15 protein-coding genes and 2 pseudogenes are annotated in these 20487 nt (G+C 39.1%); 2 read left to right on the forward strand and 15 right to left on the reverse strand.

The window, feature by feature from the left end:
* Nucleotides 1-3: 3 nt before the first annotated feature.
* The 6 genes and pseudogenes from BK575_RS18350 to BK575_RS29165 form a co-directional block, all read right to left on the reverse strand.
* A complete protein-coding gene (locus BK575_RS18350; RefSeq protein WP_078412429.1) occupies nt 4-825 on the reverse strand; it encodes an amino acid ABC transporter substrate-binding protein in 822 nt (273 codons plus the stop codon).
* Nucleotides 826-1256: 431 nt separating this feature from the next.
* Nucleotides 1257-2564: an aminotransferase class I/II-fold pyridoxal phosphate-dependent enzyme gene (locus tag BK575_RS18355; RefSeq protein ID WP_078412431.1), complete on the reverse strand. Its 1308-nt coding sequence runs from the start codon at nt 2562-2564 to the stop codon at nt 1257-1259.
* Nucleotides 2565-2645: 81 nt separating this feature from the next.
* Entirely contained in the window at nt 2646-3803 is a 1158-nt protein-coding gene (locus BK575_RS18360) for a trans-sulfuration enzyme family protein (protein WP_078412433.1), read from the reverse strand.
* 974 nt (nt 3804-4777) lie between these two features.
* Nucleotides 4778-6217, reverse strand: a complete 1440-nt coding sequence (gene dacB / locus BK575_RS18365) for a D-alanyl-D-alanine carboxypeptidase/D-alanyl-D-alanine endopeptidase (protein ID WP_078412435.1) — start codon at nt 6215-6217, stop codon at nt 4778-4780.
* A 152-nt stretch (nt 6218-6369) separates the two neighbouring features.
* Nucleotides 6370-6609: an ankyrin repeat domain-containing protein gene (locus tag BK575_RS28155; RefSeq protein ID WP_139368161.1), complete on the reverse strand. Its 240-nt coding sequence runs from the start codon at nt 6607-6609 to the stop codon at nt 6370-6372.
* 92 nt (nt 6610-6701) lie between these two features.
* Nucleotides 6702-7007: pseudogene (locus BK575_RS29165) on the reverse strand (nucleoside deaminase); the annotation flags it as partial.
* Between the two features lie 330 nt (nt 7008-7337).
* Between BK575_RS29165 and BK575_RS18375 the strand changes: the two are divergent.
* Complete coding sequence (locus BK575_RS18375; RefSeq protein ID WP_078412437.1) at nt 7338-8855, forward strand: malate:quinone oxidoreductase; 1518 nt, start codon at nt 7338-7340, stop codon at nt 8853-8855.
* A 227-nt stretch (nt 8856-9082) separates the two neighbouring features.
* Here BK575_RS18375 and BK575_RS18380 read toward each other — a convergent pair whose 3' ends face one another.
* On the reverse strand, nt 9083-9460 hold the full coding sequence (locus BK575_RS18380; RefSeq protein ID WP_078412439.1) for a PH domain-containing protein: 378 nt from the start codon (nt 9458-9460) through the stop codon (nt 9083-9085).
* Nucleotides 9461-9816: 356 nt separating this feature from the next.
* On the opposite strand from BK575_RS18380, the pseudogene BK575_RS18385 reads away from it, so the two are divergent.
* Nucleotides 9817-10044: pseudogene (locus BK575_RS18385) on the forward strand (IS3 family transposase); the annotation flags it as partial.
* 186 nt (nt 10045-10230) lie between these two features.
* Here the strand turns inward: BK575_RS18385 and BK575_RS18390 are convergent.
* From BK575_RS18390 to BK575_RS18425, 8 genes are all read right to left on the reverse strand, one after another.
* On the reverse strand, nt 10231-10794 hold the full coding sequence (locus BK575_RS18390; RefSeq protein ID WP_078412443.1) for a beta-class carbonic anhydrase: 564 nt from the start codon (nt 10792-10794) through the stop codon (nt 10231-10233).
* Nucleotides 10795-10872: 78 nt separating this feature from the next.
* Nucleotides 10873-12075 carry an aminotransferase-like domain-containing protein gene (locus BK575_RS18395; RefSeq protein ID WP_078412445.1) on the reverse strand — a complete coding sequence of 401 codons (1203 nt, stop codon included), beginning with the start codon at nt 12073-12075 and terminating at the stop codon, nt 10873-10875.
* A gap of 311 nt (nt 12076-12386) precedes the next feature.
* Nucleotides 12387-13697 (reverse strand): MFS transporter, encoded by a 1311-nt coding sequence (locus tag BK575_RS18400; protein ID WP_078412447.1) that lies wholly within the window; start codon nt 13695-13697, stop codon nt 12387-12389.
* A 118-nt stretch (nt 13698-13815) separates the two neighbouring features.
* Entirely contained in the window at nt 13816-15204 is a 1389-nt protein-coding gene (locus BK575_RS18405) for an aminotransferase-like domain-containing protein (RefSeq protein WP_078412449.1), read from the reverse strand.
* Nucleotides 15205-15409: 205 nt separating this feature from the next.
* Nucleotides 15410-16024, reverse strand: a complete 615-nt coding sequence (locus BK575_RS18410; RefSeq protein WP_078412451.1) for an RraA family protein — start codon at nt 16022-16024, stop codon at nt 15410-15412.
* A 553-nt stretch (nt 16025-16577) separates the two neighbouring features.
* Nucleotides 16578-17483 (reverse strand): DMT family transporter, encoded by a 906-nt coding sequence (locus tag BK575_RS18415; RefSeq protein WP_078412453.1) that lies wholly within the window; start codon nt 17481-17483, stop codon nt 16578-16580.
* A 547-nt stretch (nt 17484-18030) separates the two neighbouring features.
* Nucleotides 18031-18966, reverse strand: coding sequence for a homocysteine S-methyltransferase (mmuM, locus tag BK575_RS18420; RefSeq protein ID WP_078412455.1), 936 nt, complete (start codon nt 18964-18966; stop codon nt 18031-18033).
* A gap of 71 nt (nt 18967-19037) precedes the next feature.
* Nucleotides 19038-20474: an amino acid permease gene (locus BK575_RS18425; RefSeq protein ID WP_078412457.1), complete on the reverse strand. Its 1437-nt coding sequence runs from the start codon at nt 20472-20474 to the stop codon at nt 19038-19040.
* Between the last annotated feature and the right edge of the window lie 13 nt (nt 20475-20487).

The raw sequence follows: 20487 nt of genomic DNA on the forward strand, positions 1-20487 counted from the left end.
TCCCTATTTTGAAACATCTTTTCCAAAGTATTTTTGTGAAATACTTAAATATTTTCCATCCTTCATCATGTCGGAAAGCGCTTTATTTACAGCCTCTACCAATTCTTCATTCCCTTTTCCCATCATGATTCCCATTTTTGCCGGATCATCAAGTTCTGCTACAGATTTGATCGGTGCATCAGGTTTTTGCTTTTTGAAATCTAGGTAGGATAGTCCGTCATTTACAACCGCATCCGCACGTTTTGAAAGTAATAAATCAATGGATTGATTAAAACCTTCTACTCCAACAATCTCAGCACCATAAGATGCTGCTATATCTTTATAGTTACTAGTTAATGTCTGAGCTGATTTTTTTCCTTTCAAATCTTCAAATGATTTAATCGTATTATTGTCCTTGTGAACAATTAAGAAAGGTTTTGACAGAATATACGGCACTGAAAAATCGTATTTTTCCTGGCGGTCAGGAGTAATTCCTACATTATTGGCAATAATATCGAACCGCTTTGAATCCAGTCCTGCGAACATACCGTCCCATTGGGTTTCAATGAATTCTGGTTTTACACCAAGTCTCTTTGCTACTTCTTCCGCGATTTCAACATCAAAACCGGTTAACTTCCCTGAAGAATCATGGTAACTAAAAGGTGCAAAGGTTCCTTCTGTTCCAATTTTAATAGTCCCACTCGATTTAATTTGCTCTAGCAAATCCTTACTCTCATCTGCCTGTTTGCTTGATTGACTTGCTGCCTGATTTTCGGCATTTCCGCATGCAGATAATACAAATGCTACGAGTATCGAGAAAGCGATACTGATAAAACTCTTTTTCATAAATAATTCCCCCCTAAAATTTTCAAAAGAATGGATGATTTGCAAATTACTAGTTTCACTTTTCTGTATAATTTTAATATTCAGAAAAATATATCTATACTTTCAAATGGACTCCACCTCCTCCTTTTCGTTATATTATTATGCAAGAGTTGTGCCAAAATTAAATCCTTGTTAATTCAACATTCCTACTATCGAACGAGTTAAGAAATTCCCATTTCCGCGAAGAATATAGTGAAACCCTACCGTTCCGTAATGCTTTTCGGTTCCCAAATTCGAAAAAATATTTCTAATTATTAGAAATATTCTCCATAGAAACGAAAAAAGATTGCAAATTTAATTTGCAATCTTGGGTAAAATAATCAAACTTTTAGATTGTATCGTTCTGGCTTACGATAATGAAAGAAAAGATTGATGGAAAACCTTCTGAAATATCATTGCTTTATATAGCATGGATTCAATTCTTTACAAGACTGATAGATAAGTTCAAAAAGGCGGTCTAAATCCATTAATTCAACACAGGAAAATGCAATCCGAAGGTCTGTCTTAGCAAGGGAGATGGTACCCACTCCGTACTGATTGAGCAAGTGGATCCTTAGTGTTTCAGCATCGGAATGCTTTATGCGAAGGCATACGAAATATCCTGAGTTGAATGGATAAGGTTCAAATTCATCCACATATTTTCCGTCCGCTAAGATCTCTTTGACTCGCTTGGCCCTGTCTTCCATTACTTTATTTCTCTCCTTGCGCTGTATTTCAAATTCAGGATGTAACAAGGCATCCAAAATGATTGTTTGGGAAAGGTGCGGACTGCATGAAATGGTACTTCGAATGGAGCCCATCGTCTTTTTCTCCAACGCTTCTAAAACCAGAGGATCCTGAATTCCAAATGTGAGAAACCCAACACGAAAACCCCAAGCATACTCTTCTTTCGTTGCCCCATCAATTTTAATTGGGAGGACACGCGGGTGTAATCCTACTAAACGAGCGAATATAGATTCCTTGATTGAATCTTCATAATATAATCCAAAATAAGCATCGTCCATAACAGCAACAATATTAATCCCAAGATCCGCTGCCTGCTTGATGGCATTAAGAATTCCTTCTGCCTCTTTCTCCGTAGGAGTATACCCGGTAGGATTATGCGGAAAATTAAGTACAAGAATCGCTTTACCATTTTTGCAGGATAAAAGGGCCTCCAGCATACCTTCTACATTAAATTTGTTTGCTTTCGTAAATAAAGGATAGGTCACGGTCCCACAGTCGTGGCGGACGTTGAAAAGTATATGATAGTTATCCCAATACTTATCCGGCAGTATAATCGAATCACCTTTTTCCACAAACAGGTCGGATACGATACTCAAGCCATGGGTCAGCCCATTCGTCACAATCGGGGTACCAAATTCCTTTCCTTCAAGTGAAGGATTATCTTTTAGAAGCTTTTTCTTCCAAACCTCACGCAGCTTCGGTTTTCCCGCAGGTGGAGCATACGGATACAGGTCTTTCGGATCAAATGAGGAGAGGTTTTTATGAATTACATCTATATAAATAGGTTGTCCGCCTTCTGAAGCCATTCCGATTGTTGCGTTGAATCGGTCTGCTTTCCCCCTTGCCTCTCCAGCTTGGCTGACTATCCCTTTTGGGAAATACAAGGATTTTCCTAATGTTGACAACATCTCATATATTGTTTTATTCCGTTCTTCAATGACATGATTTAATTCTAATGCTAATGGGTTTAGCATTTTATACACCCTCTTTATCTAGTTAGATTTTTCCGAATCATATTTAACCTTAACACTCAACAAACTCCTGAAGCCTCACCGTTATCCTAATGCCATTTCAAGATCCTCCCATATATCTTCTACATCTTCAATTCCAACCGAAAAACGAACGAGTCCATCATAGAGACCTGCTTGTTCTCTTTCTTCTCTAGGGATGATCGCATGTGTCATCGATGCTGGATGTTGAATTAATGTGCCTACATCACCCAGGGAAACTGCTAAAGTACTCAGTTTTACAGAATTCATAAGTTTAACACCTGTTTCATATCCCCCCTTTAAGACAAAAGAAATCATTGCTCCAGGACCTTTCATTTGTTTCTCCATGATATTTTTATCTTCAAAACTTGCTAGTCCTGGAAAATAAACCTTCTCTATAGCCTTATGTTTTTCCAAGCGTTCAGCCAAAATTTGTGCATTTTCTTGTGAGCGATCCATGCGAATATGCAATGTACGTATCCCTTGACAGAGAAGCCAGGCATCCATAGGGGCTAAATTTGCTCCCATAGTCTTCTGCACTTCTTTTCTCATCGGATCAATAATTTTCTTGCTGGAAATCACTAGTCCGCCAATAAGATATCCATGACCCGACAAATATTTTGTTGCACTGTGGACGACAATATCAATGCCGCATAGAATAGGATTTTGTAAATATGGAGATAAAAACGTATTATCAACAATAGTCAAGATACCCTTTTGCTTAGCGATCGCCGCTACACTCTTCATATCCACTAAGGAAAGCGTAGGATTCGAAGGGGTTTCAAAGTAGACTACTTTCGTTTTATCTGTAATGTGTGGTTCAAGCTCATCCCCTGTCTTAAACGGTACAAATGTTACATCAATTCCAAACTTCTTTACCGTTTTGGTTAGAAACGCGTGCGTCGCCCCATACAACGCTGAGTGTGCAACAACGTGATCTCCTGCCTGCAAAACACCCAAAAGGCAACCAGTTATGGCAGCCATACCAGATGAAAAAGCCAAACAACCTTCACCAAATTCCAATATCGCTGCCTTCTCTTCCAGTTCTCTTACATTTGGATTTCCCAGGCGTGAATACATAAATCCTGGATCTTCTCCTGCGAAGCGTTGTGCTCCTACTTCTGCATTATCAAAAACAAATGTTGAAGTCATATAAACAGGGGTGATGTGTGAGCCATGCCCTGGATCTTTATTTACTTTTACTAGTTTAGATGAATAGTTCATTATTATTACGCCTCCTAACTTTAGTAATCTGAAATGTTGTCGTTTTTATTTCTTCCTATTAGTTGTATATAAATCTTTACATGCAAAATTTATGCCAACTCTGTAAACCTTATAAAATCTACAGTTTCATTATTAAAATTCTTTATTTATTTTCATTTTTGCCAAGGTGCACTACAAAACATAGTAATAATCGAACTTAAGACTTTAGCAATATTGATAATAATTTCCTAAAATTGAAAAGAATTTAGCTGCCCTTCTAACTTCTTGGTATTTCATTTTGCAGACAAGTCACTGTTCCTTCTCCTGCACTGCCTAAGAAAAGGAACCATACTCAAATATCAGCATAATCCACTGTTTTTATTCTGTATTTAATCTATCTACCTAAAAGTGTTTTATTTGGATTAACAAATTGGTTCAAGGATAGAAAACTTATTTCTTTTTTTAGGGGTTTTATTACCGCATTTATAACTTTTGTTTTCTTAGAGCTTCTTTTTTCTGACATAAAACTACCAGATATACCGGATAAACTTCAGCCGATAATCTTTGCGGGACCTATTATATTAGCAACTATTGTTTTGTCATTTAAAGCATTCAAACAGAACAAAAAATAACCAAAATGTATTTTCGGTTAATGCTATGATAAAACAACCTTCTTGAACGGGGGCGTTAATTAAAGATCATAGATAAATAAAATCCATTTTTCTGAATAAGCTATCATTGGTAGCCGTACCAGTTTCTTTAACTGTACGACATATCGTTTAGGGAACCGTTTCTTCATGAAATGGTTCTTGTTTTTTGGGCACGAAAAATGCAGGATTTTATGCGCTCCTCAGTGCGCTTAAGCGAGTTCAAACATTGATGGTCGATTGATGAAGCGCTCATGTAACCAAATTTCATACGAATTGTTAAATCTTTTGACATAAAAACAAACAAAAAGCTCAACATTCTTTCTATAGAATCTTGAGCTCTTCGCCTTAATAAATTGTAATCATTTTTTTCATAACAGTGTCAATTTGTGTAATATAGCTTGAACTATTGTGTTCTACTAAAATACTAAAAGCATACCATTTCCCGCTATTAGCACGCACATAGCCTGCAAGAGTCGAAACGCCATCCAGGCTACCTGTTTTGGCCATTACACGATTTTTATAGACAGTCTCTGTAAAGCGATTTCGCAACGTTCCACCTATTAAACGGTCTCTTTGGCCACCTAAAGGCAAGCTAGTTAAAAATGTACGATAGGATGGTTCCTGTGGTTGTTTTACAAGGAATAACGTTTGTTGAATAGCGTTCACTCTATTTGAATGAGAAATCCCTGAACCATCTTCGAATTTCCATTGGTTCATGTCTAATCCGATTGATTGGCCATGTTCTCTTACTACTTTTAGCCCATGTTCCCAATCTCCCGCATTATAAACTCTTTTGCCCATCGTTTTTACTAATATATCAGCAATCCCGTTATTACTTAACTTTAAAAAGCTTGGCATTAATTCTTTTAATGTTTTGGAGCGTTTTGTACCTAAAGATACTGCATCGCCTGGCACCGTTGCATAATCTACTTTAGAGCCATTGGCGAATTTAATGCCTTGTGCAGCAAGCGTATTTTTAAATGAAGTGAGTGTACTTAATGTAGGGTTAAACATTGTTACCCATTCTTTTTTAGAGCTTCCTTGCGGCAAGTTACCAGAAATGATAATTTGATTTGTACGATATTTCCTTTCAATTCTTAAGGTATTGCTACTTCCAGCTTTAACTGTTTTGGCGTTATTAATCAGTCTTAGTCCGCTTAGATTTGGTTGTACCGAAATGCTTGGTGCAGAACCTGTTCTTGAAGCTTTAGCTGTAACAATGACTGTACTCACGTCATAATCATTGTCTGGTGAAGTAGTTAAGGCTGAAATTGGAGCAGCGTAGTAATAGGTTTCATCTTTAGCTAAAATACCCGGTGATAAACGGTCTCCTGTAAACCAAGTTTCATCCCCATAAATGTTCCCATTTATTTGTTTAATCCCTTTTTGCTTTAATGTATTGCTAAAGGTAACAAAGTCTTTTACTTGTAAAGTAGGATCACCTTCTCCACGAAGATAAATGTTCCCGTTTAAAACCCCGTTCTGAATCTTTCCATCCATTAACATTTGTGTTGAGAAATAATAATCTTCCCCTAAAACTTCTAAAGCTGTTGCAGCAGTTAATAGTTTTAAAGTTGAAGCAGGTTTAATACCGTTGTTCCCATAGTACTCATAGACAAGTTCTCCAGTATCTAAATCACGAAGAGCCATTGAGAAATTGGTACCATAAAGATGATGATTAACCGTTTTGGTTAATTCACTATTCGCCTCTGCATTTATACTGAAAAAAGTAGAAGCAATGGCCATAACAAAAAATAATATGTATATCTTTAGCTGATTTTTCAATTCTTTCCTCCTCCTTTTTCAACTAAACATTATCATAGAATTCTATTATCGTACAATATTCTATTTCTAGTTTTATATGGATCGATTTAGAAAATTCGACATGACCAAAGAACGGCTATGCCCAATTTTCTAGACCTAAGCGGCTGCCCCCCCTACAGGGTTGGCGCCATCCGCATAGGTGAACTAAAACCTTTCTCACGTGCGTGTTGTAACCGAGTCACATTATCATTGTCTGGAATGTTCACATCCGTCCCTGCCTTGATGAGTACTTTTACGGTTTCTACATTATTATAGGCTACAATCATAGTGGCAGTCCGTCCTTTTGAGTCCTGTGCGTTGATATTCGCATCTTTCTCAATGAGTTTACTTACCGCGTCCGCCTCTATTCTAATATTGTTGTTGCCTCTGCTCTTTTTACCTGAGGAGTGAAATTTATATTCTTTGGCTTTTTCTCATGGAAAACACGTTCCGTTAAAAATGTAATTTACTTATTCATTTCTTTCCAAAAAGCAAAAGGATTCTTTTCTGAGAGGTTTTTATCCAGCTTTATTAATTTAATGTCTCGTTGTTCCTTTGGAAGAGCGATTTGCTGATAAACGTATTTCGTTCCTAACCCAATTTCTTCTTCCTCTTGTGCAGTATAGCAATAATAAACATTTCTAAGATTTGTCCAGTAAATGGCGCTTAAACACATCGGGCAAGGCTCTCCGCTTGCGTATAGTTCACAGTCGGAAAGGTCAGATGTACCAAAAGTGCGACAAACCTGACGGATAGCTAGAAGTTCAGCATGTGCAGTGGGGTCGTGTGTTTACAATAAAGGAATCGGTTATTATTAATCCCATGCAGAATGATCGTAAAAGCATTCATAATAACAAAGGACGCTTGAAGATTTCTTCTGTTTTAAGGTAAGAATAATCTGATTTTATCGTAAAATAATCTGGTTCATCGTAATTTTTCCTCATTTCATCCTAGAATTCATCCTTACTGAACGTTATCTGATAAAATAATTTACAAAGATACAAGAGAGACGAAAATAAGAAAACGCTTACAAAAATATCCAAGAATATTGTTTATCAAATCGTATGATCCTGACAGAGAAAGGGTAGAAAGGGTGGGAAAAATGAGCAACAAACAAACTAGAACAGACGTTATTTTAATTGGTGCCGGAATCATGAGTGCGACTTTGGGGACACTGTTAAAAGAATTAGTACCGGACTGGAAAATTACAGTGTTTGAAAAGCTCGCAAATGCAGGAGAGGAAAGCTCTAACGAATGGAATAATGCAGGAACGGGGCATGCGGCACTGTGCGAGCTTAACTACACCGTCGAAAAACCAGACGGATCCATAGATATTAGCAAAGCGATCAACATTAATGAACAGTTTCAGGTTTCAACGCAGTTTTGGTCTTATCTTGTAAACAGAAATCTGATACGTCATCCGCAGGACTTTATCATGCCATTGCCTCATATGAGTTTCGTACAAGGGGAAAAAAATGTAACGTTTCTGAAAAAACGTTTTGAGGCACTGTCAAACAATCCCCTATTCCAAGGTATGGAATTTTCCGATGACCCGGAAAAACTAAAGGAATGGATTCCGGTTATTATGAATGGCCGTACATCGAAAGAACCGATGGCGGCAACCAAAATTGACTCTGGAACGGATGTCAATTTTGGTGCTTTAACACGTATGTTGTTTGATCACTTAAAGAGTGAAAACGTCGAGATGAACTATAAGCATAGTGTTGAGGACATTAAGCAGACTAAAGACGGTTCATGGGAAGTGAAAGTGCATGATATTGATAGCGGTAAAGTCAAATACCATAAGGCAAAATTTGTCTTCATCGGCGGCGGTGGCGGAAGCCTTCCTTTACTGCAAAAAACCGGTGTTCCTGAGAGCAAACATATTGGAGGATTCCCGGTAAGCGGACTATTCCTAGTATGTAACAATCCAGAGATTGCAGCGCAGCATCATGCCAAAGTATACGGCAAAGCTAAGGTGGGTGCTCCTCCAATGTCTGTTCCGCATCTTGACACACGATTTATCGATAACAAAAAATCATTGCTCTTTGGACCGTTTGCCGGCTTCTCGCCAAAATTCTTAAAAACGGGTTCCAATATGGATTTATTAAGTTCCATAAAACCGAATAATCTCGTAACGATGGTGGCGGCAGGTGCAAAAAACGTTCCATTGACAAAATACCTAATCGAGCAAGTGATGTTATCGAAAGAACAGCGTATCGAAGAGTTACGAGAGTTTATTCCGCACGCAAAAAGCGAAGATTGGGATATCGTGGTAGCGGGTCAACGTGTACAAGTGATTAAAGATACTGCTGCCGGCAAAGGAACGCTTCAATTTGGCACGGAAGTTATCAATGCCGCTGATGGCTCAATCGCTGCATTGCTCGGCGCTTCTCCAGGTGCTTCAACTGCCGTGCACGTTATGCTCGAGGTATTAGAGAAATGCTTCCCGCAGCATATGAAGGAGTGGGAACCGAAAATAAAAGAAATGATTCCTTCTTATGGCGTGTCCCTAGTGGAAAACCCAGAGCTTATCCGCGAAATTCATACTTCAACAGCACAGACGCTTGGTCTAAGTGAAAAATTGCCGTTACAGATAGCTCGCCAAAGCGTATCATAAATATGTGCGAATTTTTTAAGGAACGGATCCCCCGTTCCTTTTTATAGATAGATAACTAACAAATGTGTTACACATCAGAGCTGCATTTCTCAGCACCACAGATGATGAGATTTCTCCGTTTTAAGCATGCTTTCTATAATAGCAGAAACATCGAATCGTAAACTCATTCCTTTTTTCCAAATAAAAAGCCCCTCTAGAATGAGAAGGACTTTTTGCATTTGGTACTTTTATTTTAGTACATAGGCCGCCAACACACTTTGAACCTCATAAATGTTGAGACTTTTATTGAATTGCTTTTGGATTGGCGTAGAACTTCCTGAAATCCAAATTTTTAATTCGGCATCTAAATCGAAACTCCCTGCAGTCTCAATGCTAAAATGCGTGATATTTCGGTAAGGCAGAGAATGAACCTCTGATTTTTTCCCCGTTAAACCCTGTTTGTCAATTAAAATGAGGCGTTTATTCGTAAAAATAAACATGTCACGAATTAACTTGTATGCTTTTTCAATATTCTCTTCTGGAGCAAGAACCTGAGCAAATTCTTTTCGAACATCTGCAATATTTACTTCAGAGGCGTTTCCCATAAGTCCATCCAATATCCCCATTAAAATCCCTCCCGAAATTTCCCTTTGTGTAGCGTACGATAATAGAATAGTAACATAAACAGTAAAATATTACCATTATATCCTTTTTAATATGGCTATTTTATAGATTAATAAATTCTAAAAGGCAGATACCACACTTCTTATAATGGTTCTGGTACAGGAAATCTATCAAACTTAGGGACATCATAATGAAGAAAAGTGTATAAAGAATTTTTGATATCACTAACCGTAATATGTTAGGCAAACCCAATGAAACCTTGATATTATGAAAGTCCTCCAAGTATCGATATACTATTGAGGTGCTGTAGACCTCGGAAAATCTGACCGCACAAAGAGATATGCAGTGAGCTACTCTCCACTCCGATCAAGGGTTCCAATATACATCTAAATCCTACAATCAACGACTCGAAACAATCGGTTTGAAAGGCAGCCACTCTCGTAAAGGAAATTGCCTGGATAATGCCTGCATCGAATCGTTCTTTTCGCATCTCAAAACAGAGAATTCGTACTTTACTTCATGCCAAACAGAACATGAACTTCACCAAGCCATTGAAGATTATATTTGGTTTTATAATCATGAGTGATTCCAGAAAAAACTAAACCAGTGTGCTCCGGTAGAGTACCGAAACACACTGGCTGCTCAGGCTTTTTTATAACTGTCTACTTAACAGGGGTAAGACTAAATTCTATAAATTTCACGCGCCTTTTAGCTTTATTGGTATTATGAGCCAGATAACAACAATATGAAGAAAGATGTTGCCTTCAACTAATTAGCACTCATATCCGTCTACTACTATATCTAATTTTCCTGTTTCCGGGCAGATGACAAGCCCATGAACACTAATATCCTGCGGGAACATCGGATGATCTTTGACCATCTTAACGCTTTGTTCGACGCTTTCTTCAACGGTCTGAAATCCGGTTAACCAACTTTTGATATCAATACCTGCGTTAGTTAAAGTGTTGATGATTTCTTTATCTAATCCAGCTTGTTCACATTTTTCCAAGAAAGAATCAGGTTCTAACCCTTTCATCCCGCAACCATGATGTCCAACGATGGCAACTTCCTTTGCTCCAAGCTCATAAACCGCAACTAATATACTTCGCATCACACTTCCAAATGGGTGTGAAACGATCGCTCCTGCATTTTTGATAAGCTTTACATCACCATTTTTAATGTTCATCGCTTGCGGCAATAATTCAACAAGCCGAGTATCCATACATGTAAGAATCACCATTTTTTTATTAGGAAACTTAGTTGTTTCATATTTCTCATATTCCTTATGTTCAACGAATTGTTTATTGTATTCAAGAATCTCTGAAAGTAATGTCATGTAAATCCCTCCTATAACTAATAAAATTATTTCATATCTTTTTCTTATATTCAATATGTAACAATTAAACTTCTATAATCATAAAAGAGTTGTTTCTTTTTCTAATTCACGATGTAATACTTCTCCCATACGCTTCATACCTTCAATAATTTTCTCTTCAGACATATTTGAGTAATTTAAACGTAACGCATTTTTTTGTGTACCATTTGGAAAAAATGGCACACCAGGAACACAAGCAACATTGTTTTTCAAGCACTCTGTAAATATATGCGTTGAATCAACACCCTCAGGAAGCTCAACCCAAATAAATAATCCTCCTTCCGGCTTACTGTAAGACAAATTCTTTGGAAAAAATTCTTCAATACAAGATAGCATAGCTGTGCATCTTTCTTTATAAACAGCTTTGATTTTATTAATGTGCTCTTCAATATCGTAAAGTTCCATATACTTTGCTGTAATTCTTTGAGCAAAGCTGTCAGTATGCAAGTCAGCTGTTTGCTTAAAAGCAACGTACTTTTCAATGAAAGATTTGTCTGCACAAATCCATCCAAGTCGAAGACCGGGAGTAAAAATCTTAGAGAAAGTGCTTATATAAATGACTCTGCTCTCTGTGTCAAAATGTTTCACAGGCGGAAGTTCCTCTCCAGCAAATCTTACAGCTCCATAGGGATTATCCTCTACAATCAGCACATCATATTGATTAGCAAGCTCAATCATTCTTTTTCGTCTTTCAAGTTTTAATGTGCGACCTGTAGGGTTTTGGAAATCTGGGATCGTATAGATAAATTTTGTGTGAGGATGCTCTTGCAGCTTTTTCTCCAGCTCTTCCATCACCATTCCATCCTCATCCATAGCTACTTCAACAAATTTGGCATTGTATGACTTGAATGCATTAATGGCTGCAAGATAGGTTGGGCTTTCACAAATAATCGTATCTCCCTCATCGATAAATAATCTTCCGGTAAGGTCGATTGCTTGCTGAGATCCTGATGTGATAAGAACATCTTCAATAGTAGAGTTGATTCCAATAACTTTCATCCTTTGACAAATAGCTTCTCTTAAAGGAATATATCCTTCAGTCGTACTATATTGAAGAGAAGCCGCACCTTCTTCATTCAATACAGCATTGCATGCATCCTTAAGAGCTTCTACTGGAAACAACTCTGGAGCTGGCAGTCCTCCCGCAAAAGAGATGACTTCTGGTCTTTCTGTTACTTTCAATATTTCACGTGTCTCAGAAGATTTTGCTAAATGAGTTCTCTTAGCAAATTTATTTTCCATTTATAAACATCCCCTTTTTTATTTTTTGTAATGGATTACGTTTAACCATTATTTTAAAAGTTTAATAGCTGCCTTTACTCTATATAGATCGATTTAGAAAATTCGACATGACCAAAGAACGGCCATGCCAAATTTTCTAGACCTAAGCGGCTGCCCCCCCCCTTGCGGGGTTGGCGCCATCCGCATAGGTGAACCCTTGAGGGCGAATTCAAGTTGTCTGGATCATCGATTGTGATGCCTCTCGATTGAATGAAGATGTGTCGAGTTATTAAGTGGAATATATTTAATAACATCTTGAATTTCCAGTTATTTCATTTGACCTTACTCTGTTCGTGGATACCGGCCCAAATAACAATTGGAATAAGCAGTAATGAAAGCATAGCACCGGCAATTGAAAGGGCTGCATAACTAGAATGTGCGACAACCATTCCAGATAAGCCTCCTCCTAATGCTCCTGACAAAGCAATCCAAACATCCACAGAACCCTGCGTCTTAGCCCGAGTAGATGGTGAAGTTGCATCTACAAGGATGGCTGTGCCGCTAATCAAACCAAAATTCCAGCCAAGTCCAAGTAAAGCAAGCGCTGTAATGAGTACGACCATCGAATCAGCAGGTCCCATAGAAGCTAGAATGCCAGAAGCAATCAGCGTAATAGCAGAAGCAATGGCCATAACAGCACGGCCAATTTTATCAACAAGAAAACCAGTTACTAAAGAAGGCAAGAACATAGCACCTATGTGAAATCCAATGACAAGCCCCACTTCTTTTAAATCATGTCCATGATGTCCCATATGTATGGGTGTCATCGTCATAATTGCCGTCATCACAAATTGAGTTAGAACCATTACTGCAGCTCCTGCGAAAATACCTCGCTTGTTTATCGATAACAAATTAGAATTTTCCTCTGAAAGTAAATGACCGGTTGTTCTCCCCGCATCTGATATGGCTTTTGCAACAATAAAGGGGTCAGGGCGAAGTAAAATGAATAGAACCAAACCAGCAAGTATATAAGCCGCGGCAGCTAATATAAATGGACCGGCTAAAGCAGGAATTCCTATGGATATCGCAAACTCACCCATTACATCCACCAGGTTTGGTCCTGCAACAGCACCGAATGTGGTGGACACCATAGCCATACTAATAGCCTTTGCCCTTTGTTCCCGGTTTGCCAAGTCAGTTCCCGCGTAACGTGCTTGTAAGTTTGTTGCTGATCCAGCCCCATAGATAAGCAGTGAAATAAATAAAAGTAGAATGCTATTTATTAATGCTGAAATGACTACCCCAATGGCACCGATACCTCCAGCCAAAAATCCTGCCGCAAGTCCAGAACGACGTCCATATCTCTGAGAAAGTCGCCCTACAAGCAGTGCAGCCCCTGCTGACCCTAAAGTAAATAATGCCGTAGGAAGTCCCGTTACACTATCTGTACCTAACATGTCTTGGGCTAGAAGTGCCCCCACTGTTATTCCTGCTGCAAGTCCTGCTCCCCCAAAAATTTGGGACATGACAACAACGATTAATGTTCTTTTATATAATTGTTGTTGTTTTTCTGAAGAACTAATATAGCTTTGTAACCAAGCTGATTGAACATTTAATGCTTTTACATTATCTTTTTGTAACATAATCTAACCTCCCTTTCTAGAAAGCTAATCCTATTTCTTATAATCTTCCAGCTAGATTTGAATCATCATAACACGCACAAAAAAACCATACAATATTATAATTGTATGGCGAACAATATTAGATAAGATCGTTTAGTAAGCGTTTAAGGATCATCAATCCTTGCTCCAGTTCTTCGAGTGTTTCTGGTGCACAGACAGCAACCCTTACAGCCCGCTCTGGACAACTATTTCCAACTACAAAACGTTCAGCCGCATACACTTGCACTCCTTGCTGTGCAGCTAATCTTTCAAATTCAGCACCTGTAATCTTGCCTGGTAATAGCAGCCACCGAAAGATGCCTGTTTCAACACCTAAACACGTATAGTCACCCAAATATCGATTTACGACTTGGTTTCTGCGAATGATTTGTTCCTGATGACTTTCAATTAAGATGTCAAATTGATTCGATACAATCATACGTGCTGTCAGTTCTGCTAATAATGGGGACACTGTTATATTTAAGTTATAAAGTGCCTTTGAAATTGGCTCCTTGAATTGACTCGGCACTGCTACATAGGCTAGTCGCAAGCCTGGTGCTAATGATTTAGATAAACTTGCAATATAGATAACCTGTTCTGGTGCAAATGATGCGACTGCTGGGAGTGGTTTTTTGTCCAGGAGATGATACGTCGCATCTTCAATAACGAACTGATTATACTTTTTGGCAATTGCTGCAATTATTTTTCGATTCTCGACAGACATAAAGGAAGCTGTCGGATTATGATAATCTGGGATTAAGTAAATGCCTTTAATATTGTCATTTTTACACGCATATTCAAAGGCAGTTGGACTCATTTCATAGTTTTCTGATTTTATCGGTACGATTTGCACACTAAGCATCGCTGCAACAGTTTTTAAACCAGGGTACGTATGCTGATCAACACCAATGCGATCCCCAGGCTGACAAAGACTCGCCAGTGTGGCAGCAATCGCATTTTGACCCCCATTTGCAAATAAAATGTGATCAACTGTTGTTTCAAACCCGCCTCTTCGAATTAGCTTTACAGCTGCATCCTTTTGCCAAAGGCTTTCGCCTGCTCGACCATAACCAAACCATTTTTCATAATCTGTCTCTTGCAGCATACTTTTCAGTTGGAGCAGCAGCGGCTCGTAAGAAGCATTATCGGGTAGTGTTGCTCCCATTTCAATTAAGTGCTTCGGCTTTGTGTCTTCAAGTAAATACGCATTCGATAACGCATCATACGATACAAATGTCCCGCTTCCAACAGTTGCACTTAACAAGCCCTTTAACTCACACACTTTAAACGCTTTTGAAATGGTACTCAGATTTAAATCCAAATAATCAGCCAGTTCTCGTTGTGGAGGAAGTTTTGTTCCAGGCAGCAAAACTCCGTTTAGTATATCCTGTTCCAATTGCCGTGCGAGCGCTTGATAAACAGGCTTTTCAGTTTTATCAATGGATGGCTTCCAGCTCATAGGATAGTTTTCAAAAGAATTAATTGGCATGATACGCATCCTTTTTCATACAATTTTTTAATAAAGCTGCATCCTTAATTATAACCGTTGGATCCTTTATTTCACTAACCTCCGTTACTTTCTGTAAATAATTGGACGTCCGTAAATTATTTACAGACCTTTGCGGCCATTAAATATGTCGATTTTATATGGGGAATATCATTTTTTGTTTGTATATGTTTCCGACGAAACGCTTTTAGTTTGAAAGAAAATCGTCTAGATATTTGATGATTTCTTCTCGATTTCCAGAAACCTTTTCAGCTCTTTTTAGATCGAATTCCAGTTTTTGTGCGGACTTATCTAAAACCTCTTGTTCTATTGCCTGCGGAACAACGACAACACCATCCGCATCACCGATAATCATATCGCCTGGATGAATAGTGGCTCCTCCGCAGGAGATGGGCACGTTCAGTTCCCCTTGTCCCGCTTTTCCGCTCGCTGCTATTGTTGTCCCTTTGCAAAAAACCGGGAAGTTCAATTGTTTAATTCCTTCAATATCGCGGATCACACCATCCACCACCATTCCTTTAATGCCTAACGTCTGGGCCATCCCTACAATAAAGTCACCTGCAATAGCACGGTATGTATCTCCTTTTGCATCCACAACCAGGACATCTCCCGGTTTTGCCTCTCTAATCGCTTTTAAAAAGACTAGGTTATCACCTACAGGCATTTTCACAGTAAAGGCACGCCCCGCCATTTTATATTCGTCTTTTAATGGTTTAATAACCCCATCTAAATTATTAAGACCTTGCATGGCGTCAGATATACAAGTTGTTGGGATTTCTTGAAATTGGTTTACGATATTCATCTTTAACTCTCCTCTTTTATCATTAAAATAGTTAGTCAAATGATTTCTACTACTAGATGATGTTTTTTGAAAACATCAGCCATTACTGATTTAGCTTTTGTTTCAATCCTGCCCATATATGTCTCCTCGTTAATGATGATATTCTTCTCTCTCACCTTTAGAACCAACAGAATTCATATAGCCATCCTGCCACCCTTGTTTTTCAAGCCTGCTTCCATTCCTCTGTTGCCGTTAAAAAGTTAATTTGTTCTTCCCAGTATTTTTCGCATCGTCCGACGTAAAATTTCTTTCATTTATCTTAACTCGAATCTAACTATTAAAAAAATTGAAATAATGCATATCTAGATATGCATTTTAGGAATGCCCATTAAAAAATTGGCTCTGTTAAACGTTAATATTGGTATTTCATCAAAAGAAAAAGAACCCATTTATGAGTTCTTCCTGCAGGCCTCTTCTTCAACTAAACTGGTTAACCTCATAATACGAGAGGTCTCGTTAAATAAAGAATCCATATTAGATTTGATCTATCACGCTTTTGCTTTTCCTTATACTCTTATGCTTCAAGCTTTTTCTCTAATGGAGGTTTAGTCAAGTTGTTAGGTCGAAAATTACCCGATAAATACAATCCAGTAAACACAAAAAGAGAAGCAACGACATCATAATTTGTAATCTCTTCCCCCAATAAGATAGAAGATAAGACGTATCCTGCAATAGGCGTTAAAAACAGCCAAATATTTGCCTTAACTGCATCTTGTTTAAGTAAATAAAACCAAAGAATCATAGCAAAGATTGAAACACCTAAGACAGACCACACCAGATATATGACCAAATTCATATCAAATACAAAGGGTTTACCCGTTTCTAACATCATAGAGGGTACAATTAAAATAATCCCGCCAAATAGAACTTGCCACGCATTAATGACCAAACTAGGCAACTGCAATTTTTCTTTTTGGAAATATACACTGCCGATTGCCATGGATACCATACCAATCATTAGCAAGAAAATCCCGCTTAATGTGGAATGACTGTTTTGGAGTAAGGGATATGTTGCAATCACTAATCCGATTGTCGAAACAATCATTCCTATCCATTCTTTCTGTTGAATCAAGCGTTTCGCGAAAATCGAAGAAAAAAGTGCAACCAGAAACGGATTGACAACGACAGCTAAATTAAAAAAGCCAGATGAGACCGTTTGCAACGCCCAAAATCCACAGCCGAGATACAACGAAGTATTAAATAAACCTAATAAAATTAATGGCTTCCACTCTCGTTTTTGGGGCATCGGATATTTTCCTTTTCTAAACAAGTAAATATATAACAATAGTAAACAACCTGCTAAAAGAAAACGGATGGTCCCCATAGTTAACGGTGGCGATGACAGCAAGCCAAATTTCACAGAGACCGCTCCAGATGCCCATAGGATGGTAAACAATATACCGAGCAGTATAATATTCACTCTTTCCCCCCCACAACATTAATAAATATCCATATTTTGTATTTTTTTAAAATTATAGCATGCCCTACTGTTTTCTCAAATTAATTAGATTTTCAATTAAAAGCATACAGGGAAGTCCCCTCTCTTTTTGTCTAAAGCAATTTAGCATTGAGAATTTCCTTATTGAACTCCCTCAGTTTAATACCAGTTTCTAGCCTGCCAGTTAAATAAGAAAACCAAACATTGTTTAACATAGCAAAAAAATAAAAGTCCAGGTTAAATTAACCCGAACTTTTTAAAACACCAAAGTCTTTACTTTTGAAGATATTTAGGATGTTGCTCATTAATTTCTTGGAGTATATTTGGATTATCATTTGCCCTCTGCATGGTAATGGTGGCTGGTGAAGGAGGGCATCATTTGATTGAGAGACGCCAATTTGAGAAAATGCTCATTCATTAATTGTTTAAACTCTCCTACTGTTAAAGACTTGTCAGCTTCTTTCCCATCTGATACTGCATTCTAATCAGATGGAAAAGAAGTAAGTGTCTAGTACAATGCCCCTTTTTATTATCTTCTTACCCAAGCAGCAATGCCCTTTATGTCCTCTGGCTTTGTCTTGCAGCATCCGCCAATCAAGCGGGCGCCGCATTCATACCATTGATGGGCATTATCGCCGTATGTGTTTTTGGATGAGGCTCCCTTCCAAGTTTTCGTGACTGCATCGTACTGCTCTCCTGAATTCGGATAGACAATGATGGGTTTTACGGTATGGCTTTGCATTTCTTTGATCAGTGAATGAATATGCTCTGGCGGTGTGCAGTTTATGCCTGCCGCAGCAACCTGTTCATGCTGATTCAGCCATTCTGCACAGTCTGCCACCGGGGTGCCGTCGCTAATATGCATCCCGTCTTTCGCACTGAAACTGATCCACGCATAGGTTCCGGGGAACTCTTCTAGCAATCTGGCAATAGCCTTCGCTTCCAGCAGGCATGGGATGGTTTCGCACGCCAGAATATCGGCGCCGGCATCAATCAATGCTTTCATACGGGGCCTGTGGAAATCCATCAGCTCCTCTTTAGTCAACGTGTAACCTCCTCGATATTCGGAGCCGTCAGCGAGGAATGCCCCGTACGGTCCGACTGAACCGGCTACTAGAGGCTTCGGCCGGTTTGACCTATTTTCTAATCCTCCCCAAAATTCATCACGTGCTGTGACGGCTATCTGAACAGATGTCTCTATAAGACGCAGCGCTTCCGCCTCGTTCAGACCTCTTCGTGCAAAGCCTTCGACAGTGGCCTGGTAACTGGCCGTAATCGCACAGTCAGCACCCGCTGTAAAATAATCCATATGTACCCGTTTAATAAGCTCCGGATTTTCCATGAGTATCGTTGCCGACCAAAGGCTGTCGTTCAAATCACAACCTTGACGCTCAAGCTCAGTCGCCATTGCACCATCCAAAATCATCAACGGGAATTGCTGTAATATGTTTTCAATAGGATTCATCGTAGTCCCTCCGCTTTTGCACTAGACCTGCTAGTATCAGCAGTATATTTAAATTTAGTAGATTTCTGTCACTATTTAATATTCTCAATGGATGGATTGGATTGACCGTGAGAATCAAGCTGATTCTTATTTCCCCGATTTTTTACATAGTAGAAGAGATAGCATAAAGCAATGAACGGGATCCCACAATACAGCACGATCCGCTGGCTCGGGTCGAAAGCAAGGCCCACGCAAGAAGCGAAACATAACCCAAAAGCGGTGATGGGCACATAAGGATAAAGTGGTGTGCGGAATTTCAAATCTCTAATATCCCCGCCCTCTTTAAGAAAATGTTTCCGGAACATATACTGCGATAAAGCAATTCCCATCCATACTGCAACGACGGCAAAGCCGGATATGCCCACAAGCACTACATAAACCGTATCAGGTGCGATTACACTAGACAATAATGACAAACAGGCTACGAGCATACTGACAATCAAAGCATTGAACGGAACTCCGTTTGGCGTTACCTTACCTAAGAGAGGACTGATCATCTTTTCATTTGACAAAGACCATAACATGCGGGTAGATGCATACAGACCGGAATTGGCTACGGACAGCAAAGCCGTAATAATAACAAAGTTCATGATATCCGCAGCATATGGGATTCCTATGCTATCAAAAACCATAACGAACGGACTTTCAATGACTCCCGCTTCTTTCCAGGAAATTAATCCAGATAGGACAAATATGGCCCCAACAAAGAAAAACATCGTTCGCCAAATGACATTTCGAATCGTTCGTGGAATGTCCCTTTCCGGGTTTTCGCTTTCACCTGCCGTAATGCCGATGAGCTCTGTTCCTGAAAAAGCAAAATTGACGGAAATCATGGTGATGATGATGGGAAGGAATCCATTCGGAAAAAGGCCTCCTTCCCCGGTAAAATTAGAAAACATCGGAGCAGCTGCATGACCGTTCATAGGGATGAGGCCAAACATCGCTGCACCGCCTAAAATGATAAACAAAATAATCGTAATGACTTTAATGCCGGCAAACCAAAACTCGGTTTCCGCGAAAAATTTGACAGAAAAGGTGTTCAGCAGAAAAATGATAATCGCGAAGAGTGCGCTCCACATCCAGACGGAAGTATCAGGAAACCATCTCATCATCAATAGGCCGGATGCGGTAAATTCCGAGCCTACCGCCACCACCCAGCAAAACCAATACAGCCAGCCAATGGTAAAGCCGGTGGCAGGCCCCACATATCTCGTCGCATATGTTTGAAACGAGCCGGTTACCGGCATAGCAACCGTTAATTCGCCAAGACAGAGCATGACAAGGTACATAATCAGCCCGCCAACCAAATAAGCAAGAATCGTTCCGCCCGGACCCGCCTGATTAATCGTATAACCTGAGCTTAAGAAAAGACCCGTTCCAATGACACCGCCCAGCGAAATCATGAACAAATGCCTGCTTTTCATTGAACGCTTCAATTGATTTTGATCGGTACTATTTGCTTCCAGCATCTAGTCTCCCCCT

This window comes from Priestia abyssalis (assembly GCF_002019595.1).
Lineage (GTDB): Bacteria > Bacillota > Bacilli > Bacillales > Bacillaceae_H > Bacillus_BA > Bacillus_BA abyssalis.

What these genes read in the sequence shown, in the direction of transcription:
- BK575_RS18395 (WP_078412445.1), bottom strand. Translation starts at nt 12,075, where the DNA reads ATGGAAAATAAATTTGCTAAGAGAACTCATTTAGCAAAATCTTCTGAG.
- BK575_RS18380 (WP_078412439.1), bottom strand. Translation starts at nt 9,460, where the DNA reads ATGGGGATATTGGATGGACTTATGGGAAACGCCTCTGAAGTAAATATT.
- BK575_RS18410 (WP_078412451.1), bottom strand. Translation starts at nt 16,024, where the DNA reads ATGAATATCGTAAACCAATTTCAAGAAATCCCAACAACTTGTATATCT.
- BK575_RS18400 (WP_078412447.1), bottom strand. Translation starts at nt 13,697, where the DNA reads ATGTTACAAAAAGATAATGTAAAAGCATTAAATGTTCAATCAGCTTGG.
- BK575_RS18355 (WP_078412431.1), bottom strand. Translation starts at nt 2,564, where the DNA reads ATGCTAAACCCATTAGCATTAGAATTAAATCATGTCATTGAAGAACGG.
- BK575_RS18360 (WP_078412433.1), bottom strand. Translation starts at nt 3,803, where the DNA reads ATGAACTATTCATCTAAACTAGTAAAAGTAAATAAAGATCCAGGGCAT.
- BK575_RS18375 (WP_078412437.1), top strand. Translation starts at nt 7,338, where the DNA reads ATGAGCAACAAACAAACTAGAACAGACGTTATTTTAATTGGTGCCGGA.
- BK575_RS18425 (WP_078412457.1), bottom strand. Translation starts at nt 20,474, where the DNA reads ATGCTGGAAGCAAATAGTACCGATCAAAATCAATTGAAGCGTTCAATG.
- BK575_RS18405 (WP_078412449.1), bottom strand. Translation starts at nt 15,204, where the DNA reads ATGCCAATTAATTCTTTTGAAAACTATCCTATGAGCTGGAAGCCATCC.
- BK575_RS18390 (WP_078412443.1), bottom strand. Translation starts at nt 10,794, where the DNA reads ATGACATTACTTTCAGAGATTCTTGAATACAATAAACAATTCGTTGAA.
- BK575_RS18350 (WP_078412429.1), bottom strand. Translation starts at nt 825, where the DNA reads ATGAAAAAGAGTTTTATCAGTATCGCTTTCTCGATACTCGTAGCATTT.
- mmuM (WP_078412455.1), bottom strand. Translation starts at nt 18,966, where the DNA reads ATGAATCCTATTGAAAACATATTACAGCAATTCCCGTTGATGATTTTG.